The 17,984-nt window shown below is 59.7% G+C and carries 16 protein-coding genes; 3 read left to right on the plus strand and 13 right to left on the minus strand.

What is annotated here, in order from left to right; all coding sequences use genetic code 11:
- Window positions 1–128: 128 nt before the first annotated feature.
- Window positions 129–1,181, minus strand: coding sequence for a Gfo/Idh/MocA family oxidoreductase (locus tag Q0K10_RS10040; RefSeq protein ID WP_294506546.1), 1,053 nt, complete (start codon window positions 1,179–1,181; stop codon window positions 129–131).
- 286 nt (window positions 1,182–1,467) lie between these two features.
- Here Q0K10_RS10040 and Q0K10_RS10045 point away from each other — a divergent pair, with 286 nt between their 5' ends.
- Complete coding sequence (locus tag Q0K10_RS10045; protein WP_294506548.1) at window positions 1,468–2,343, plus strand: hypothetical protein; 876 nt, start codon at window positions 1,468–1,470, stop codon at window positions 2,341–2,343.
- 87 nt (window positions 2,344–2,430) lie between these two features.
- Here Q0K10_RS10045 and Q0K10_RS10050 read toward each other — a convergent pair whose 3' ends face one another.
- From Q0K10_RS10050 to Q0K10_RS10080, 7 genes are all read right to left on the minus strand, one after another.
- On the minus strand, window positions 2,431–2,724 hold the full coding sequence (locus Q0K10_RS10050) for a DUF1805 domain-containing protein (protein WP_294506550.1): 294 nt from the start codon (window positions 2,722–2,724) through the stop codon (window positions 2,431–2,433).
- On the minus strand, window positions 2,714–3,943 hold the full coding sequence (gene trpB, locus Q0K10_RS10055; RefSeq protein ID WP_294480374.1) for a tryptophan synthase subunit beta: 1,230 nt from the start codon (window positions 3,941–3,943) through the stop codon (window positions 2,714–2,716). The genes Q0K10_RS10050 and trpB overlap by 11 nt, the downstream gene beginning before the upstream one ends.
- 96 nt (window positions 3,944–4,039) lie before the next feature.
- Entirely contained in the window at window positions 4,040–4,738 is a 699-nt protein-coding gene (locus tag Q0K10_RS10060) for an SWIM zinc finger family protein (protein WP_294506551.1), read from the minus strand.
- A complete protein-coding gene (locus tag Q0K10_RS10065) occupies window positions 4,725–7,388 on the minus strand; it encodes a DEAD/DEAH box helicase (RefSeq protein ID WP_294506611.1) in 2,664 nt (887 codons plus the stop codon). The genes Q0K10_RS10060 and Q0K10_RS10065 overlap by 14 nt, the downstream gene beginning before the upstream one ends.
- Window positions 7,389–7,452: 64 nt before the next feature.
- On the minus strand, window positions 7,453–8,811 hold the full coding sequence (locus tag Q0K10_RS10070; RefSeq protein ID WP_294506552.1) for an ABC transporter permease: 1,359 nt from the start codon (window positions 8,809–8,811) through the stop codon (window positions 7,453–7,455).
- On the minus strand, window positions 8,808–9,512 hold the full coding sequence (locus Q0K10_RS10075; protein WP_294506553.1) for an ABC transporter ATP-binding protein: 705 nt from the start codon (window positions 9,510–9,512) through the stop codon (window positions 8,808–8,810). The genes Q0K10_RS10070 and Q0K10_RS10075 overlap by 4 nt, the downstream gene beginning before the upstream one ends.
- 19 nt (window positions 9,513–9,531) lie before the next feature.
- Window positions 9,532–10,842, minus strand: a complete 1,311-nt coding sequence (locus tag Q0K10_RS10080; protein ID WP_294506554.1) for an efflux RND transporter periplasmic adaptor subunit — start codon at window positions 10,840–10,842, stop codon at window positions 9,532–9,534.
- A gap of 166 nt (window positions 10,843–11,008) precedes the next feature.
- Here Q0K10_RS10080 and Q0K10_RS10085 point away from each other — a divergent pair, with 166 nt between their 5' ends.
- Together Q0K10_RS10085 and Q0K10_RS10090 are read left to right on the plus strand one after the other, a co-directional pair.
- Complete coding sequence (locus tag Q0K10_RS10085; RefSeq protein ID WP_294506556.1) at window positions 11,009–11,389, plus strand: hypothetical protein; 381 nt, start codon at window positions 11,009–11,011, stop codon at window positions 11,387–11,389.
- 99 nt (window positions 11,390–11,488) lie between these two features.
- Window positions 11,489–12,418, plus strand: coding sequence for a class I SAM-dependent methyltransferase (locus tag Q0K10_RS10090; RefSeq protein ID WP_294506558.1), 930 nt, complete (start codon window positions 11,489–11,491; stop codon window positions 12,416–12,418).
- Here Q0K10_RS10090 and arfB read toward each other — a convergent pair.
- The 5 genes from arfB to Q0K10_RS10115 form a co-directional block, all read right to left on the minus strand.
- Window positions 12,381–12,800, minus strand: a complete 420-nt coding sequence (gene arfB / locus Q0K10_RS10095) for an alternative ribosome rescue aminoacyl-tRNA hydrolase ArfB (protein WP_294506560.1) — start codon at window positions 12,798–12,800, stop codon at window positions 12,381–12,383. The genes Q0K10_RS10090 and arfB overlap by 38 nt on opposite strands.
- Window position 12,801: 1 nt before the next feature.
- Window positions 12,802–13,551: a hypothetical protein gene (locus Q0K10_RS10100; RefSeq protein WP_294506562.1), complete on the minus strand. Its 750-nt coding sequence runs from the start codon at window positions 13,549–13,551 to the stop codon at window positions 12,802–12,804.
- Between the two features lie 48 nt (window positions 13,552–13,599).
- Window positions 13,600–14,955, minus strand: a complete 1,356-nt coding sequence (locus Q0K10_RS10105) for a deoxyguanosinetriphosphate triphosphohydrolase (RefSeq protein WP_294506564.1) — start codon at window positions 14,953–14,955, stop codon at window positions 13,600–13,602.
- Between the two features lie 92 nt (window positions 14,956–15,047).
- Window positions 15,048–16,178, minus strand: a complete 1,131-nt coding sequence (locus tag Q0K10_RS10110; RefSeq protein ID WP_294506565.1) for an HlyD family efflux transporter periplasmic adaptor subunit — start codon at window positions 16,176–16,178, stop codon at window positions 15,048–15,050.
- Window positions 16,175–17,980 (minus strand): ABC transporter ATP-binding protein, encoded by a 1,806-nt coding sequence (locus Q0K10_RS10115; protein ID WP_294506566.1) that lies wholly within the window; start codon window positions 17,978–17,980, stop codon window positions 16,175–16,177. The genes Q0K10_RS10110 and Q0K10_RS10115 overlap by 4 nt, the downstream gene beginning before the upstream one ends.
- Window positions 17,981–17,984 lie beyond the last annotated feature (4 nt).

Here is a 17,984-nt window from a genome sequence, read left to right on the forward strand (position 1 = left end):
TCGCCTTTAAGCTGAAGCTATTCGGCTACATACCGGCGCAGCCGGTAGTTTTTTTGCGCTTAAGCAATATAAAAAAATCCCCTGCCGCCAACCAGCGGCAGAGGGGAACAATCGTTTTTCTTTCCGGATCAGAAGTAGACGACCGCGTTCTTCCGGGCAGACTCGAACACCTTTTCAAGGAACATCATGGAACGACGGAGCTGGTCGTGAGTTACAACGATCTCAGCCTTGCCGTTCAGAACGGCGATGACGTTCTTGTAGTATTCCGCCCAGTCGGATTTGACCTTGACGACCGGGAATTTTTCGATGGTCTGCTCGTTGCGGGGCGCCATCGTGCGGGTGAGCCCGGCTCCGGCCTGAACCGGAGCGACATCATCCTCTCCATGGTTGAAAATCTTTACGATTTCGCCGTCGCAATCCCAGTTGCGGATCACCGCCGAGCCGCCGTCACCGAACGCATACCAGCGCGGCATTTCAATGTAGTTGCAGGTTTTGACCTCGACCAGCCACTCCGGGCCGTTCTTGTAGCGAACCAGCGCCGTAAATCCCTCGTCGCATTCGAAATTCGTGAGGTGATCGAGCGTAGCGTAGACCGATTCGAGTTCGTAATCGTGCATCATGGTGAGCATCTGGTCGAGCAGATGGACCCCCCAGTCGAGCACCATGCCGCCGCCATGCGCCTTCTCCTCGCGCCAGCCGCCGGGGATCCCGCGCGAACCGTGCACGCGCGACTCGATGCGGAACACATGCCCGAGGTCGCCCGATTCGACGATCTTCCGGATGGTCAGATAATCCTCGTCCCAGCGGCGATTCTGGTGGACGGTGAAGAGTTTGCCGTACTTTTTCGCGGCGGCGATCATCTCTTCGAGCTCGGCGGAATCCATCGAAACCGGCTTCTCGCAGATGACGTTCTTTCCGGCGGCAAGCGCGGCAATCACGATCTCCTTGTGGACATCATTCGGGGTGGCGACCGTCACGAGGTCGACCGCCGGATCAGCGAGAAGTTCCTCGCGCGAAGCATACGCATGAATTCCCTTTTCCTCTGCAGCCCGGTTGCGTTCCGGGTCGATGTCATAGACGCCGAGAAGTCTGATCCCCTCCACGCTCTGCATTTTCTCGGAATGGAAGCTGCCCATTCCGCCGTAGCCGATGACGGCACCGCCGATCACTTTTCCGCTCATAATTCCGACTCAACTTTCCTGATATTGAGTGATTGCCGGAGATTTCGCTCCGGACGAAAAATTCACTGTCTGCATTAATGTATCGCGGAGAAATGAAATTGCAATTGCGTTTCTGACAGATCGATCAAATAAATTCACTGTTCCAGCACAAATTCCGGGAATTTCCGGATTTTGGGATTTACTTTTCCGCGGATTTGCATTTTTTCACAATCCGGCGTATATTTTCGACAGAAACCGGAAGGACCGTTGCCGCCGCTTCCCGTCAACCAACTCATGGAGGAGCCTCATGAAAATCTTCGGAATTCTCGGAATCGCCGCCGCTGCCGTCCTGGCTGCGGATGCCGCCGACGTCACAATCTCCGGCATGACCGGAAACGCCCAGACCGACACCCTCAAACTCTATGCGAAAAACCGCACGGCAAAAGGAAATTTCACCATCGCCGCAATGCCGGCCGCTCTCGTCGGTGAAACGATTGTCTCCGTCCCGCGCGGCCAGTCCGCACAACCCGGCACGGCTTATTCCGTCACGATCGATCAACCCGCCCGGGTCTATCTTCTGGTCCAGAACCGCGGAAAAGTCACGATTCCGGAAGATTGGAAGAAAACCAACGCGGTCGTCGCCTGGGGTGACGGTTTCTCCGATACCGTCTATGTGAAAGATCTCGACGCCCCCGGCACGATCGAAGTCCCGGCTCACAACGGCAAACAGGGAAGTACCTACGGAATTCCCAACGCTCTCGTCATCACCGCGAAGGAGAAACCCGCCGCCTCCGGCGTGACCGAAAGCCGTCTCATGCCGAAAAGCAGACTGCGAACCGCCGACGCCAGATTCACATTCGTAAAGTTCCCCGACTCCCTCAAGGGGCAACCCTGCTTCTCCATTCCGCGCGGAGCACAGAATCAGCCTGGCGCAGCCTACTCCATCACGCTCAAAAAACCGGCGAAACTCTATCTCCTCGTTCAGGAGCGCGGCAACGCCGCCATCCCCGAGGGATGGACGAAGATCGATGAGAAGTGTTCCTGGAAAAATAACTCGGAAACTTATACCGATTCCATCTATACGAAAGATTTCCCCGCCGGAGTCGCCGAAATCCCCGCCCACAACGGCAAACTCGGCAACTCGTTCGGGATCCCGAACGCAGTCGTAGTCCGGTACAAATAGTTCCGATGGAATAAAAACGCCGCTCTCCCCGTATCATGGGGAGAACGGCCTCGTAATTTCCACTTCAGGAGAAAGACAGCGAAACGCTCACCTGCATTCCATGCAAAGCAACGCCTCGCGCCCGCTCATTCCGGCAGTGACGCCGCACGCCGTCGCCGCCGGACTTGCTTTGATCACGGCGGCGTCAAGCATATCCGCGAAATCCTTCACCCCGGTCACGATCGCGAACCGGTCGCCGAGCTTCTCCGCCGGCGCGAGCGAAAAGTAGCCGCACCCGAGATTCGCCCGGCGCCCCTGAAGGAGCAGGATCGCGGCATGTTCGGTCGCGATCCGAATTCCACAAAATTCAACGCCTTCTACGGCAATTGCTTCACTTATCATCGTCAAACACGTAGTTCTCGCCGTAGCCGTAGTGTTCGACCACGTAGTCCACATCCTTGTCGCCGCGCCCCGAGCAGGTCACGAGAATCGAACCGTAGGGATGCGTCTTGGCCCACTTCATCGCGTAGGCGATCGCGTGCGAACTCTCAAGCGCGGGGATGATCCCCTCGTAACGCGAGAGCTTGAAGAACGCGTCGATGGCCTCCTCGTCCGAGCAGCTCACATAATTCACGCGCCCGAGATCCTTCCAGAACGCATGTTCCGGGCCGACCGACGGATAGTCAAGGCCCGAAGCGATGGAATAAACCGGCGCCGGGTCTCCGTTGTCGTTCTTGAGCACATAGCTGTCGAATCCGTGCATGTTGCCCGGAGTTCCGTAGGCGAGCGTCGCGGCGTGATCCCCGAGTTTCGACCCGCGGCCGAGCGGCTCGACGCCGTAGATGTCGACCGGATCGTTCAGATACGCCGCAAACGATCCGGCCGAGTTGCTGCCGCCGCCGACACAGGCGCAGACCGCGTCCGGAAGCTGCCCGGTCATCGACTTGAACTGCTCGCGCGACTCCTCGCCGATGCAGTACTGGAAATCACGCACCATGAGCGGGAACGGATGCGGCCCGAGCGCCGAACCGATGCAGTAGATCGAATCCTTGTAGTTCTTTGCATAGGACTCGAAAGCGGAGTCGACCGCCTCCTTCAACGTCTTGAGCCCGGCGCTGACCGACACGATCTTCGCCCCGAGGATCTTCATGCGGGTCACGTTCGGCGCCTGCTTGGCGATGTCGACCTCCCCCATGTGGATCTCACACTCGAGCCCGAAATAGGCCGCCGCGGTTGCGAGCGCCACGCCATGCTGCCCGGCGCCGGTCTCGGCGATGAGCCGCTTTTTGCCCATGACCTTCGCGAGCAGTCCCTCGCCCATGCAGTGGTTCAGCTTGTGCGCTCCGGTGTGGTTCAGATCCTCGCGCTTGAGATAGATCTGACAGTTGCCGAGCTTGCGCGACAGCCGGTCGCAGTGATAGACCGGAGTCGGCCGCCCCTGAAACTCCCGGCGGATCCGGCGCAGCTCATTGATGAAATAAGCCGAATGCGCGATCGACTGATAAGCCGCGTTGATCTCCTGAAACGCCTTCTCAAGTTCCGGCGGCAGGTAGCAGCCGCCGTAGGGTCCGAACCGGCCGTCCGGGGTGGGATAATCACGGAAGTAACGGGAAAAATCCATTTTCACACTCCTGTTGCAATTGAAATGGTCCACTTTAAAATGGTATAAGATACCATGAAAACCGGAAAAATACAATCCTCTCCAGAAAGAAAACCCTTATTCGAGCTCAATTCCGAAGGTCTCGGCCAGGTCGTCCAGGCCGTTTTCCGACTCCTCCGGCAGAGCGGCGGCGAGATCCCCGCCGAAGAGTTCGGAAGGATCGACCCCGCGCAGAATGAAAAGAAGCTCCGGATCCGCATCAAGGCGCACTCCGACCCCGTAGAGCACGGCGGCAAGGTGTTTGCACAGATCTGCCCAGTCCGGACAATCACAGTTCAAGTGAATCTCATCCGGTGCGGGAAAGAGTCCCGTCTCGGGCGAACAGAGCAGTTCGATCACCGGTTCCGTGAGCTTTCCAGCGACCAGGTCGACGAACGACTCGATCCGTCCCGCGCACTGCCGCCGAAGCTCCTCCCACCGCTCCGGACGCACCGGGTCGATCGCGATCGAAACATGGTAGAGTTCGCCTCCGACCACGAGCGCCGTCACCATCCCCGGTTCGATTTCGAGGTCGATCACCGTGCCGTTTTTCAGATAGCTGCGGCCGCGCGGCAGCCGGCTCTCGTAATCCTGGTACGATTCGATGTTGCGGCACCACGCCTTGCCCCAGAAACTCTTTGCAACGGAGCGTCCGGCCGATTCGACCGGAAAGAGCGTCCGCCCCTCTTCCTTCTCGACCTGTTTTGCGATCTTTCGGGCGAACGCACGCAGGCCGGCGGTCGAAACGGGCCTTTCGTCGTCGTCAAAGTATGCCATCGGATTCCTCCATGCTGTTTATGTCAAGTTTCGCGAACCGCAGCAGTTCGGTCGGGGTCATCTTCATCAGAGCCGATTCCACGCCGCTTTCGAGCAGAGAATCGGCGAGTTTCCGCTTGTCGCGGATCATCCAGTCGATGCGCTGTTCGATCGTTCCGACGCAGAGAAATTTGTGTACGAGCACGTTGCGGTGCTGACCGATCCGATAGGCGCGGTCTGTCGCCTGGTTTTCGACGGCGGGATTCCACCAGCGGTCGAAGTGGATCACATGGTTCGCGGCGGTCAGATTCAGTCCGGTTCCGGCTGCTTTCAGCGACAGCACGAAGAAGGGAGCTCCCCCCTCCCGCTGAAACTCCGCCACAAGCGCCGGACGCCGCGTCACCGGCGTGCCGCCGTGCAGGACGAGACCCGGACGGCCGAAACTGTGCGCAAGCAGTTCATGCAACGGCTCGCACATTTCTCGGAACTGTGTGAAAATCAACATTTTCTCCTGTCTCGAAGCGATCAGCTCCGCCAATTCGGCGAGGCGTCGGAATTTGCCGCTCGACTCCATCCGGAAATCCCCTCCCCCGAGAAACTGCGCGGGGTGGTTGCAGATCTGCTTGAAATGGGTCAGCGCGCCGAGCACGACGCCCGCGCGGCGCTCCTCTCCGGCCTGTTCCAGATCGCGCTTCATCGCGTCGACCACGCGGCGGTAGAGGAGAGCCTGCTCTTTCGTGAGGGTGCAGAACACGTTCACCTCGCTCTTGTCCGGCAAATCGCGGATGATTGACCGGTCGCTCTTGAGACGCCGCAGAATATACGGGGAAGTTAAGCGGCGCAGCGGCGCATAGGAGCACTCCGCCTCCTCCATCCATTTTACGCTCTCCTGAAAACGGGGCAGACTCCCGAGCAGCCCCGGCGAAAGAAAGTCGAAAATGCTCCAGAGGTCGGTCAGTCGATTCTCGACCGGCGTGCCCGAAAGCGCGATCCGCCGCCGGGCGCGCAGACTCCGCACGGCCCGGCTCTGATTCGAAGCCGGGTTCTTCAACGCCTGCGCCTCGTCCGCGATCACCGCCGGGAACTCGAGTTTCCGCAATCCCGCCAGCAGCCGCACCGCAGTCGCGTAAGTCGTGACCGCAAGATCGCAGTCGTGCAGAAACTCCGCCGGATGCGCCGCAAACGTCTCCATCCAGCCAGGCGCAAGTTCCGAACCGTGCAGCAGTTTCAATCGCAGTTCCGGGGTAAACTTCGCCGCCTCGTCGCGCCAGTTCGCAAGCAATGAAGCGGGAAGAATCAGAAGTGCCGGACACGGGACGAGCGCCCCCTGAATCCGCAATAGTTCCAGAAAGGAGAGGAGTTGCAACGTCTTTCCGAGCCCCATATCGTCCGCGAGGCACGCCCCCATGCCGAGCGCAGTCGTCCGCCAGAGGAAATCGACCCCGCGTTTCTGGTACGGACGCAGCAGCTTCTCAAGCCGGGCGGGCAGCGCCGGACACTTCAACTCCGCCGGCAGTTCCTCCCCGGAAAGCAACTTCTCGAGTTCCGCGGTCGGTACGACCCGGAGCTGTTCCGGATCAACGGCGGGCGCGGGAAATTCAGGAGCCGCACCCGCGAGCAGCCGTGCCCCTTCCGTGAGCGTCAGCATCTCGCGCGGAAGCGCGCCCCACTGCGTCAGGAGCTTGCGCACATTTTCCGGATCGGCTTCGACCCATTCCCCCTTGATGCGGACAAGGCCTCCGCCGCTCTCCAGCAGGGAGTCGAGCTCCTCCTGCGTCAGTTTCTCGTCACCGATCACGGCCTGGACGGAGAACTTCAGCAGCAGCTCCGAATTCAGCCGCCCCGGCCGACGGCCGACGTCAAGCGCGACCTGCGCCTGGAGTTTCTTCGGCCGTTTCTTCCAGAGGTTCGCGAAGCGCACGAGGATGTTCGCCTCCTCGTAGAGGGGAATCTCCTGAACGAACGTGTGCGCTTCAGCGGGCGTCCAGACGCAGGGGCGATAGATCGAACCGTCCTCGAGCATCCGGGCGACGAGTCCGCTCTTCTCCGCCGCCCGCCGGATCGGCAGAAGCAGTGCAAGCAGTGCCTTGCGGTCATTGGAAAACGTTCGCAGCGCGGTCGCCAGCGGCAGATGACGCGGCTGGTCATTCTCGCTCAAGCGATGGATGAAGGTCGCAAGAAAAGCGAACGGATGGCGTCCATCCTCGTTCTTCCGGTTCGCCGCAAGATGAAACGCAACCTTTCCGACGCTCTCCCACGCCGGCGAAAGCGTTCGCACATACTCCGAAAGTCCGAGCCCCGAAGATGCCAGCTCCGAACGGATTGTTTCCTCCAGATCCCGGAACAGCGATTCGAGCCGCTCCGCCGTCAGGTATTCTCCTCCGTTCATCGGCGGCCGGTCGAAAAGCAGATTCCGCACGCTTTCGCCGTCCGGAAACGCCGCGGCGAAAAGTGCGCCGGATTTCGCCTCCGTTTCGGAAACCCGGCAGAGCCGGGCAACGTACTCCCGCCCCAGCCGCCGGAAAAAATGAAACGATCCCGGCGCATCCGCCGGAACCGTTCCCTTCAACAGCGCGAGAAGCCCCGCTCCTGCGCCGGAGGCGAACTCCTCGGCCAGAGCGGCATCCCCCCGAACGAGGATCCTTCCGTCCGGCGTGACCGTTAACTCCATACTCAAGATGAATGTCCTTCCTTAATCCGGATAACATACCACAGTCACGCCGTTTTTTCAATGATTATTCGTAACGCAGCGCCTCGATCGGGTCAAGTTTCGACGCCTTCCACGCGGGGTAGAATCCAAAGATCACTCCAACCGCGGCCGAAACGACAACCGCCGCAAGCACCGCCTCCGGACTCGACGCGATCGGCCAGCCGAGATAGCGCTCCACCAGCAGCGCCGCGCCGTGCCCGAGCAGAATTCCGACCACCCCGCCGACCAGGCAGAGCACCATCGACTCGATCAGAAACTGCTGAAGAATATCCCGGGACCGCGCACCGACCGCCATGCGCAGCCCGATTTCGCGCGTCCGCTCCGTCACCGAAACAAGCATGATGTTCATGATTCCGACCCCGCCGACAATCAGTGAAATCAGCGCCACGCCGAGCAGCAGATTCGTCATGACCGTCGTGGTTCCGGTCAGCATCTGCATGAATTCCGCCGAATTGCGGATGTGAAAGTCGTCATCCTCGCCCGGCTTGATGCGATGGCGCTCGCGCAGAAGCGTCGTCACTTCGTCGATCGCCTCATCGACCTTCGCCGGAGATGTCGCCACCATCTGAATCATATCGACATGGATGAATTTCGGAATCAGCAGCGTATCGGTTTCGAGATTCTCATCCGGCTCCGGATAGAGGGCGATCCCCTCCCCCGGATAGAGCGCACTCGGGCTTGTCGCCGCCGTGCTGGTCGTATCGGAAGCCTCGCCGGTCTTGAGTCCGGTCAGCCTCAGCCGCGCAGTCGTCCACGGCAGAATGATGACATCATCCTCGTCCGCCCCCATCATATTCGCACCCTTGCTCTTCAGCACGCCGACCACTTTGAAGGCGGTGTCCTTGATCCGCAGCTCGCTGTCGATCGGGGAGTTGCCGCCGAACACCTCGCGCACGATCGTCGAACCGACCAGGCAGACCGTCGCCCGGGAGTTCGTCTCCCGCAGCGTGAAGTTCCGCCCCTCCGCAATCTCCCAGTTCCGAATGGAAAGGAAATCCGGCGCGGTTCCGGTAATCTGATTCGGCGCATAGTTGATGTTTCCCGAGATCACCTGATACCCGCCCGCATTCACCACCGGAACCGCCGTTCCAACCGCGACGCATTCCCGCAGAATCGCCTCGCAGTCATCCGGCGTGAGCGACATCCGGCTGCCCGATCCCTGATTCACACCGCCGCGGCGCGAAGCTCCCGGCAGAATCAGAACCGTATTGGCCCCCATCTTCTCAATGGAGCTCTGAATCGACTGCGAGGAACCGGTCCCGATCTCCATCATCGTGATGACCGCCGCGATGCCGATCACGATCCCGAGCGTGGTCAGCAGCGCCCGGGTCGGATTGCGCAGCAGCGCCTTGAGCGCAACAACAATCGTACTGGTCACATTCATGCCGACACCGCCTTTCCTTCGTATGTGCCCGCGACGATCCGGCCGTCCTGGACGTGAATCTGCCGCTTCGCATATCCGGCCAGCTCGGCGGAGTGGGTCACAAGAATCACAGAAATTCCCTCTTCGTTCAGTTTTCCGAACATCTGCATGACCTCCTCGCTCGTACGCGAGTCGAGGTTGCCGGTCGGTTCGTCCGCAAACAGCACCGGCGGGTGGTTGATGAGCGCCCGCGCGATCGCCACACGCTGCTGCTGCCCGCCCGAGAGCTGCGACGGATAATGGTGCATGCGTTCCGCAAGACCGACCCGTTCGAGCATCTCCATCCCGCGCCGGCGGCACTCGCGCCGCGAGAGTCCGCCCGCCGTGTACGAGAGCGGCATGATCACATTGTCGAGCGCGCTCGTCCGGGGCAGCAGATTGAAACTCTGAAACACGAAGCCGATCTTCTTGTTCCGCACCAGGGCGCGATGATCACCGGAAGCGCTGCCGACCTCCTCGCCCTCAAGCAGATACTCCCCCGAAGTGGGCCGGTCGAGACAGCCGAGAATGTTCATGAGCGTACTCTTCCCGGAGCCGGAAGCTCCCATCAGCGCGACGTACTCCCCCTTCTCGATCGAAAGCGTGATTCCCTTCAGAACCGGCACATCGATTTCGCCGAGGAAATAGGTTTTGGTAATATCCTTCAATTCAATGAGTTTCATGGGCAACCTCCCCCGCGCCTCACCGGCGTTTCGGCGGTTTCGGCAGAAACGGACTGCCGGCGTTCGCCTCCGTTTCCGGCGCCTCGGCGGCAGCGACCTGCGTCGCGCCGGTCACGACCTGCATGCCCTCTTCAAGCCCGCCGGTGACGATCTCGGTCGAGACGCCGTCATTCAAACCGACCGTGACCTTGAGCGGCCGGATCTTCCCGTTCTCAAGCACCCAGACATAACGCTCGGCGCTGTTGCGCTTCACGGCGGAGGCTTCGGCAGCCATCTCGCGATATTCCGGTGCGACGAGCGAATCGTCCGGCAGATAGCGCAACGCCGCGTTCGAGACGGCCAGGACCCCCTTCCGTTCCGCCAGAATGAACTTCACATTCGCGGTCAGATACGGCAGCAGACGCCCGCTCGAATTGTCGGTGCTGACCTCGACCACGTAGGTCACGACATTCTGCGACATCGTCGCATTCAACCGGACCCGGTGCACCACGCCGACAAACGACTCGTTCGGAAACGCATCAACCGTGAAGGTCACCGGCATCCCCGGCTTGATCTGACCAATGTCCGCCTCGTTCACGGAAACCCACACCTGCATCTTCGTCAGATCTTTCGCAATCAGAAAGATGCTCGACGCGCTCATGCTCGAGACAACCGTCTGTCCGACACTGACCCGGCGGTCGATGATGACTCCGTCCACCGGCGAACTGATGATGCAGTAATCATAGTTCTGCTTGGCCTTGTCGTAGGACGCCTGGGCACTCGCCAATTCCGCTTCGGCCTGCGCAAGATTCGCCTCGCGAACCGAAATCGTCGCGACGGCCGAGTCATATTCAGCCTTATAGCTGTCGTAGTCGCTCTTGGACATCGCGTCCTTGGTCTGCAGCGTCTGCGCACGCTCCCAGTTGCTCTGCGCCAGAAGCAGTTGCGCCTTGGCCAGATCGATGTTCGCCTTCGCCTCCTTGATGTTTGCCTCGGCCTGGAATTTGCTCGCCTCGGCCGCGCGCATTTCCGCGGCGTAGACCGCATCATCGATCCGCGCGAGGATCATCCCCTGTTTGACCTGCGAACCGTAATCGACCGACTTGTTGTTCGCATCGGTTCCGAACACGGCGATCTTGCCGCTCACCTGGGCGCCGACGTTCACAAGCTCTTCCGGTTCCACGGTCCCGGTCGCACTGATCGTGCTGGCCAGATCGCATTTTTCGACGGCCTCGGTTTTGAAAACGGTCTTCGTCTTCTGACCGAACCAGCGTCGATACCCCCAGACTCCTCCCGCAATCAACGCGGCGAGAATCACCACAGTCAGAACATACCGCAATAATCTTTTCATATCTGCCCAGCTCCATGTTTCATTTGTCAAAATCGCAGCTTTTGCGCATGCATCGATTTTATATCGCTGTTAACGGTTCGCCGGAACCTTTTATTGTGTGAAAACAAAGATTTTTTCCGGTTTCATTCCCGTTTGCAATTCGCCGTTTTTCGTGGTATAGTAGAAAATGCAGACACAACTGGTTAAATCGTCCGGAGGAGTCGGATTCCGGCTTCTTCTTTTTCTTCTGGCGTTCACACTGCCGTTGATCGCATATGTGATCAACCATGTGAACTCGGGCTGTTTTGTCTCGATCGATCTCCCGGAGCATCACATCTGCAGGGAGCACACCTCCCGGCCGGGCGAAACACAGGATGCGGAACTCCAGGAGAATGAGTTCGACGAAGCGGTCATCCCGAAAGCCTTTCACGATTTCATTCCGGACCTTGATATACCGCAGTTTTTCCGCTTTGGACCGGCCGCGTTCCGGCCGATTGTCTGCACGTCTCATTTTCCGCGCCGAAGCGCGGGGCCGGCGTTCCGGCTGTTTCAGATTTTGCGCTGCTGACGGCTCTTCACCACTCTTTTTTTTGCGCGACGAAGAACGGATTTCCGGTTCTTCGCCGCTCCCGTTATTGTTTTTTGATTCAGGTGAAAGAGATTCAGCATGACACACAGACATTTCGCACTGAAACCGCGCAGGAATCCGAATTCGCAGGAAATCGGACTGCGCATTGCCAATATTTTCGGACGCTATTTCCTGAAAACCGACCATCTCCATTACGGCTACTGGCCCGGCGACCTGCCGGTCACGCTGGAAAACCTGCCGAAGGCGCAGGAGCTTTATGCGGATTTTCTCCGCCGCAGCATTCCGGAAGGAGTATCGAGCATCCTCGACATCGGCTGCGGCACCGGACACAACGCGGAAGTGCTGCTGGGAAACGGTTATCGAGTCGACTGCGTCTCCCCGAGCGCCTATCTCTCCGAAATCGTCCGGAAAAAGCTCGGGGACCGCGGAACCCTCTATGAATGTACCTTCGAATCGCTTCCGCCGGAACGGAAATACGACTGCCTGCTCTTCAGCGAAAGTTTCCAATATATCGATCTTGACACGGTCTTTGCGCGAATGCCGGAATTCCTGAATCCCGGCGGATACGTCATCATCAGTGACTTCTTCCGGATCCCCGGCGAAGGGACGAGCGCCATGGGCGGCGGCCACCGCCTGAGCCGCTTCCGCGAAAAACTCGCCGCGTCCCCCTTCCATCTGCTCCGCGAGGAGGACATCACGGAAAACACCGCCCCGAATCTTCAGCTCGTCAACGAGGCGCTTCAACAGGTGGCCGTTCCGATCCGTGACCTTGTCATCGACGAACTCTCAAATCGTCACCGCTGGATCTGGCTGCCGGGGAAATGGTTCGGAAAATTCTTCCTGCGCCGCAAACTCGACAAGCTCGATTACAAATATTTCAGCGGCTCCCGCAACGCGGAGAACTTCAAAACGCACAAACGATACTGCCTCTTCGTGCTGAAACAGAACTCCCTCGAAGAGACGGCCTCGATCAATCGTCCGGCTGAACTGGACGGCGCAGCGTCTTGACTGCGGAGCGGCGCTCCTTCGACTCGAGCCGCCGCGCGATCGAAGCTTTCGTCGGCTTCGTCGCGCGGCGCATCTTCCGGACGGTCAGCGCTTCCGCGACCAGCGCGGAGAGCTTCGCCGCCGCCGCGCGCCGGTTCAAATATTGCGAACGCTCTTCGCGCGCAGTCACGACAAGCTCACCGGCCGCACTCAACCTGCCGCCGAGCCGCGCAAGCAGCCGTTCCCGGAACGGCTCCGGAATCGACGTCGAATTCCGCAGATTCCAGCTCAGACGCACCGCCGTGCACACCTTGTTCACGTTCTGACCGCCGGGACCGCCGGAGTGCGCGAAGCTCCACTCCAACTCCGAATCGGGGACGAAGATTTTCCCGGCAAGCAGCATTTCAGCGCACGAACTCCCGGAAGAGCGAAAGCCACTTCGTCCACAACTCCTCCGCCCCCGCCGCTCCCGGCGGCGCTTCCACGCCCGGAGCCACGCTCCAGGCCGAAGCGAGAAAGAGGTCGACCCACATGAACTGCTCCTCGTTCAGAAACTTCATCGCCTCCTTGAAACTTTTCCAGTCCCGGACCTTGTTCAAAAATTTCATGCTCATCGCATCACGCCGCGCGCTCTGCACCCGGATCGAATTGTCCGCGGGATCATGAATGAGCGTGTAACGATCTTTTTTCCGCAGCTCCGAATCGGGATTGAAGAGTCCGGGATCATCGACATACCCCCCCTCGAAAATCAGCTCCACCGGCCGTCCGAGCGCAGCTGCGCCCGCGCGAACCTTCTCCTGCAGCATGCCCGACTCCACCGCGGGATAAAAGGTGTGCCACCCCCACGACTCATCCATCAGAAGCCGCCGCCCCTTCTTCGTCGGATAGACCTTCTTCAGCATCGGGTCGAGTCCCTTGGCCAGATAGAGCCCGCACCGGATCGGATTGCGCACTTTCTCATCCCACGTGAAAAAATATTTCCCGAACTTGAAGAACGGCAGCTCCAGTGACGGCACGATCCACCAGTCCGTCAACGACGGCGAGTAGTGGTTGAACGGACGGCGCACGATGCGCCCGCCCTCCGGCGGGATCACCGTTTCGATCCCTTCGCACATGCGGCGCGGAGAGAGATAAATCGAATATGGAAGTTCCATCAAATCTCCTTCAAAACAAAATCATTCCAGCATTTCGCCCGGCATGCGTCACAGCGAAATCCCCTTGAGTTTCTGGTAGAGGCTGACCGCGTAGGAGTCGGTCATGCCGGAGATGTAATCGAGCACCCGCAGCAGCCGCAGGTAAGAGCTGCGCCGCCACATCCCGTCCGCGAGATTCGCATCCATATCCGGCAGCAGCGCCGACAGCCGCCGACTGCGGAACGACGCACTCTTGCCGCCGTCCGCTTCAAGCGCCATCTCGTTCACGCAGGGGACAAAGATGTCCAGCATGCCGGAAACCATCTCAAACCCCGCCCCGATCACCTCCGCCACCGCCCGGTGCTGATAGATGTCCTTCGTGCTGCGGCGCTCGATGCTCCGCAGCGGTTCCTGGCAGTCGATGTACGCGAGCAACGGCTTTTCGAGCGTCCCGTTCAACAGCTCCTCGTGATGGTCGATGAACACTTTCGTGCACTCCCTGACCAGTCTGCCGATCACCTGCGCGCGCAGAAACTCCGCCTTGCGCAGCGGTGAGTCGATCGTGGCGACATACTCCGCCGAACGCTCCGAATCGATGATCTCCAGAAACAGCCGTTCCAGCTCCTGATAGCTCACGAGCCCGAGCCGCTGCCCATCCTCGAAGTCGACGATGCGATACGCGATGTCGTCCGCCGCTTCCACAAGATACGCGAGCGGATGCCGCAGCCACGCGTCCTCCCCGACCGGAATCAGCCCCGTATGTTCGGCCATCTCCCGGAACAGAGCCTCCTCGGAACGGAAGAAGTTGAATTTCTTGCCCGCAACGCCGCCGGGCTTCACCGCCACGCGCGACGCGCAAGGGTATTTCGCAAACGCCGCCAGCGTCGCGCAGGTCAACTGCATACCGCCGGTCTGATCGGGCATCTCCAGCCGGGTCAGCACCCGGAAACCCTGCGCGTTGCCTTCGTAAAACTCAAAGTCGGCCGCCTCGTTCTCATTCATCACATCCCGCATCGACCTGCCGACCGGAGAGTGCGTGAACCAGTGGCGGATCGCCTCCTCGCCCGCGTGCCCGAGCGGAGGATTGCCGATGTCGTGAGCAAGCGCCGCCGCGGCAACCGCCGCACCGACGTCGCTCGGCTGCGCATCACCGAGATCGAAGTTCTCCCGAAGGAACACCCCCGCCGCGCTGCCGAGCGAACGCCCCACCGAACTCGCCTCCAGACTGTGCGTGAGCCGCGTGCGGACGTAGTCGGTCTTCGCCAGCGGAAACACCTGCGTCTTGTCCTGAAGCCGCCGGAACGAACCGGAGAAAACGATCCGGTCGAAATCACGCTGAAACGGCGAACGCGCCTGCGAAATCTCCCCGGGCCGTGAACTGCCGACCCGATGCGGGGATAAAAGTTTTTTCCATTCCATCATCATGACAATCTCTCCATGCAGGTTTCATCAACATTCTCTGAATATACTCCCCGCACGCCCGATTGCAAGTCTCTGGAACGGAAACGAAACGAAATTCAGCCGCCCTCCCCCTCCCGCGGCGGCGGTTCGCGGCGGGCATCTTCCTCCGTGGTCATATTCAGAATCGTGTAGATGACCGGCTCACGCCCCGTGACGATCGCAAAATCCGCACTCGAACCGAGCTTCAACGGACGCCCCTGGCTGTCGATCGTCACCTCGACCGGGTAGCGCGTCGCATTCGTGTCCGAATCCTGGATCGGCGTATCGTACACCCTGTCCACACTGCCATAGAACGAACCGTACTCCAGCCGGTTGAATACTCCGCTGGAAATCCGGACATTCTGACCGATCCGCACCTTGCGCACAACCGTCTCGTCGACGTAGGCGATTCCCTTGAGCGTCGTCCCCGCCGACATTCGCGCGGCAAGCTCTCCCCGCTGCACGTAAGTCGAATATTTGCACGGAAGCGTCACAAGCCTGCCGTCGCTCGGCGCCACGATCCGGCAATCGCTGATTCTCCGCTCCACGAGCTTCAACGCCGCCCGGCGGCTCGCGATTTTCACTTCCACAAGATCGATGTCGCGCTCGGCCTTCTCGATGTTCCGCTCGCCGACCCCGCGCCGCACCATCTCCAGATTCTCCCGGGCGCGCGCAAGTTCCCCCTGCGCCTTGATGTTCTCAATCTCGGCGTCTTCAAACTCGCGTTTCGAAATCGCGTTGTTGCTCGAAAGTTTCAGCGAGCGGTTCAACCGCGCCTGCGTGCGCTGCGCCTTGTCCGTGCTTTCGCGCAGATTCGTCTCGGCGTACCAGAGCTCCTTCGGCAGCGGATTGGTTCGCAGCGCTTCGAGCTCCGCCCTCTTCACCTCGAGTTCCGCTTCGTACTCCCGGATCTCCGATTCGATGCGCACACGCTCCTCCTCATATTCGAGCGCGTCGACCTGAGCGATGACATCGCCCTTCTTCACGTCGTCTCCCTCATCGAAGTACAGGTGTATCACCCGCCCGTCCAGATGGCTGATGACGTCGTACGTAATCTCGGAAGCGATCTTGCCCTTCGCATAAATCACATCCTCGATCTCGATCAGAAACAGCGAAACGATCCCGCCGATCACCAGCAGAACCAGCGAAAAACCGATGATCGTCAGCAACCGGAGTTTTCCCCGCAAACCGCCCTGATGCACCTTCATTCTTCCGGATCCTCCTCAAGGCCGAACCGCCCCTCCCCGTAATTCGGCGAATCGTGTTCATGCTGCTCCTTGAGCTGCATCGCATAAAGTCTCCGGTACGGACCATCCTGGCAGAGCAGCTCCTCGTGGCGGCCTCGCTGGGCGATCCGCCCGTCTTCGAGCACGACGATCAGATCCGCGTTGCGCACGGTCGAAAGCCGGTGCGCAATGATGATCGTCGTACGACCCGCCATGAGTTTGTCGAGAGCCTGCTGCACGACCGCTTCCGAAATGGTGTCGAGCGCACTCGTCGCCTCGTCGAGAATCAGCACGGAAGGATTGTGCAGAACCGTCCGCGCAATCGCCAGACGCTGCTTCTGTCCGCCCGAAAGCGACACTCCGTTCTCCCCGACTTCCGTCCGGAAACCGAGCGGAAGTTCACGGATGAACTCGTAGGCGTTGGCCATCTTCGCGGCCTCCACAACCTCCTCGAAACTCGTATCCTCCTTGCCGTAGCGGATGTTCTCCTCGATCGTTCCGGAAAAAAGGAACGACTCCTGAAGTACGATTCCGATGTTCCGTCTCAGCGAATCGATCGACAGATCCCGGATATCCTCTCCGTCGAGCAGGATCCGCCCGTTCGTCACATCGAAGAAACGCATGAGCAGACTTGCGATCGTCGACTTTCCCGATCCCGACGGACCGACCAGCGCCACCTTCAGCCCGGGCTGCACATCGAGCGTGAAATCCTTCAGCACCATCCGGTTCGGCGTGTAGCCGAACGAAACCGACTCGAACGACACATGCCCCGTCGCCCGGTAGAGATGAATCGCATGATCGCGTTCCTTGATCTCCGGCACGAACGACATCAAAGTCAGAAGCCGTTCCGCGCTGACCGCCCCCTCGCTGATCGCAGGCGCAAACCCCGTGAGCTGCACCACCGGCCCGAAGAACATCTGCATGTACGTGTAGAACGCCACAAGTTCACCCAGCGTCATCCGCCCGCGCGAAACCATGTAGCCGCCGAATCCGAGCACCGCAACCGACGTGTAGATCGAAATCTGGTCCATCACGATGTTCAGCATGAAACCGCGCATCGAGAGCGTCAGCGACATGTCGAAGGTCGGTTTCAGGCGCTCCATGAAGTTCCGGTTTTCGGAGCGCTCTTTGCCGAACGACTTCACCACCTTGATCCCGTTGATGACCTCAGCCAGATTCGCAGAAACCTCCGACATGTGCTCGCGCAGGATCATCGAACGGTCCCGCAGCACCTTCCGGAAGCGCGAGAACACCAGATAAACCACCGGCAGCACAACAAGGCAGATCAGCGACAGGGTCGGACTTAAAATCACGAGCATCAGACCGACGAAAATCAATGCGAAAAAATTCGAAGCCACACCGACAATCACCGTCGAAAACATCGACTGCAGCGCCGCAACGTCGGTCAGAATGTTCGAAATCAGCTTCCCCGTCCGGTACTCCTGATAAAAGCGCAGCGAAAGACTCTGCAGATGTTTGAAGAGCTTCACACGCAGATCCAGCAGCATCCGGTGGATCGGGTAGTAGGTCAGATAGTTGCACGTGTAAAAGAAGAACGCCCGGACCCAGTAGAGCAGCACCACGCCCGCAAGCAGGACATACAGCAGACTCAGATCCGAGCCGCCCAGCGCCTTGTCGATGATCACCTTCAGCACCAGAGGCATCAACAGCCCCAGGCAGGTGCACACCACGTGAAATACGACGGCGACGCCGAGGAGGTTCTGGTAAGGTTTGACGAAGCGGTACAGTTCCTTGAACTTATGCGTGTTGTCTCCCGTGGACATAATC

It is taken from the genome of uncultured Victivallis sp. (assembly GCF_944391105.1).
Lineage (GTDB): Bacteria > Verrucomicrobiota > Lentisphaeria > Victivallales > Victivallaceae > Victivallis.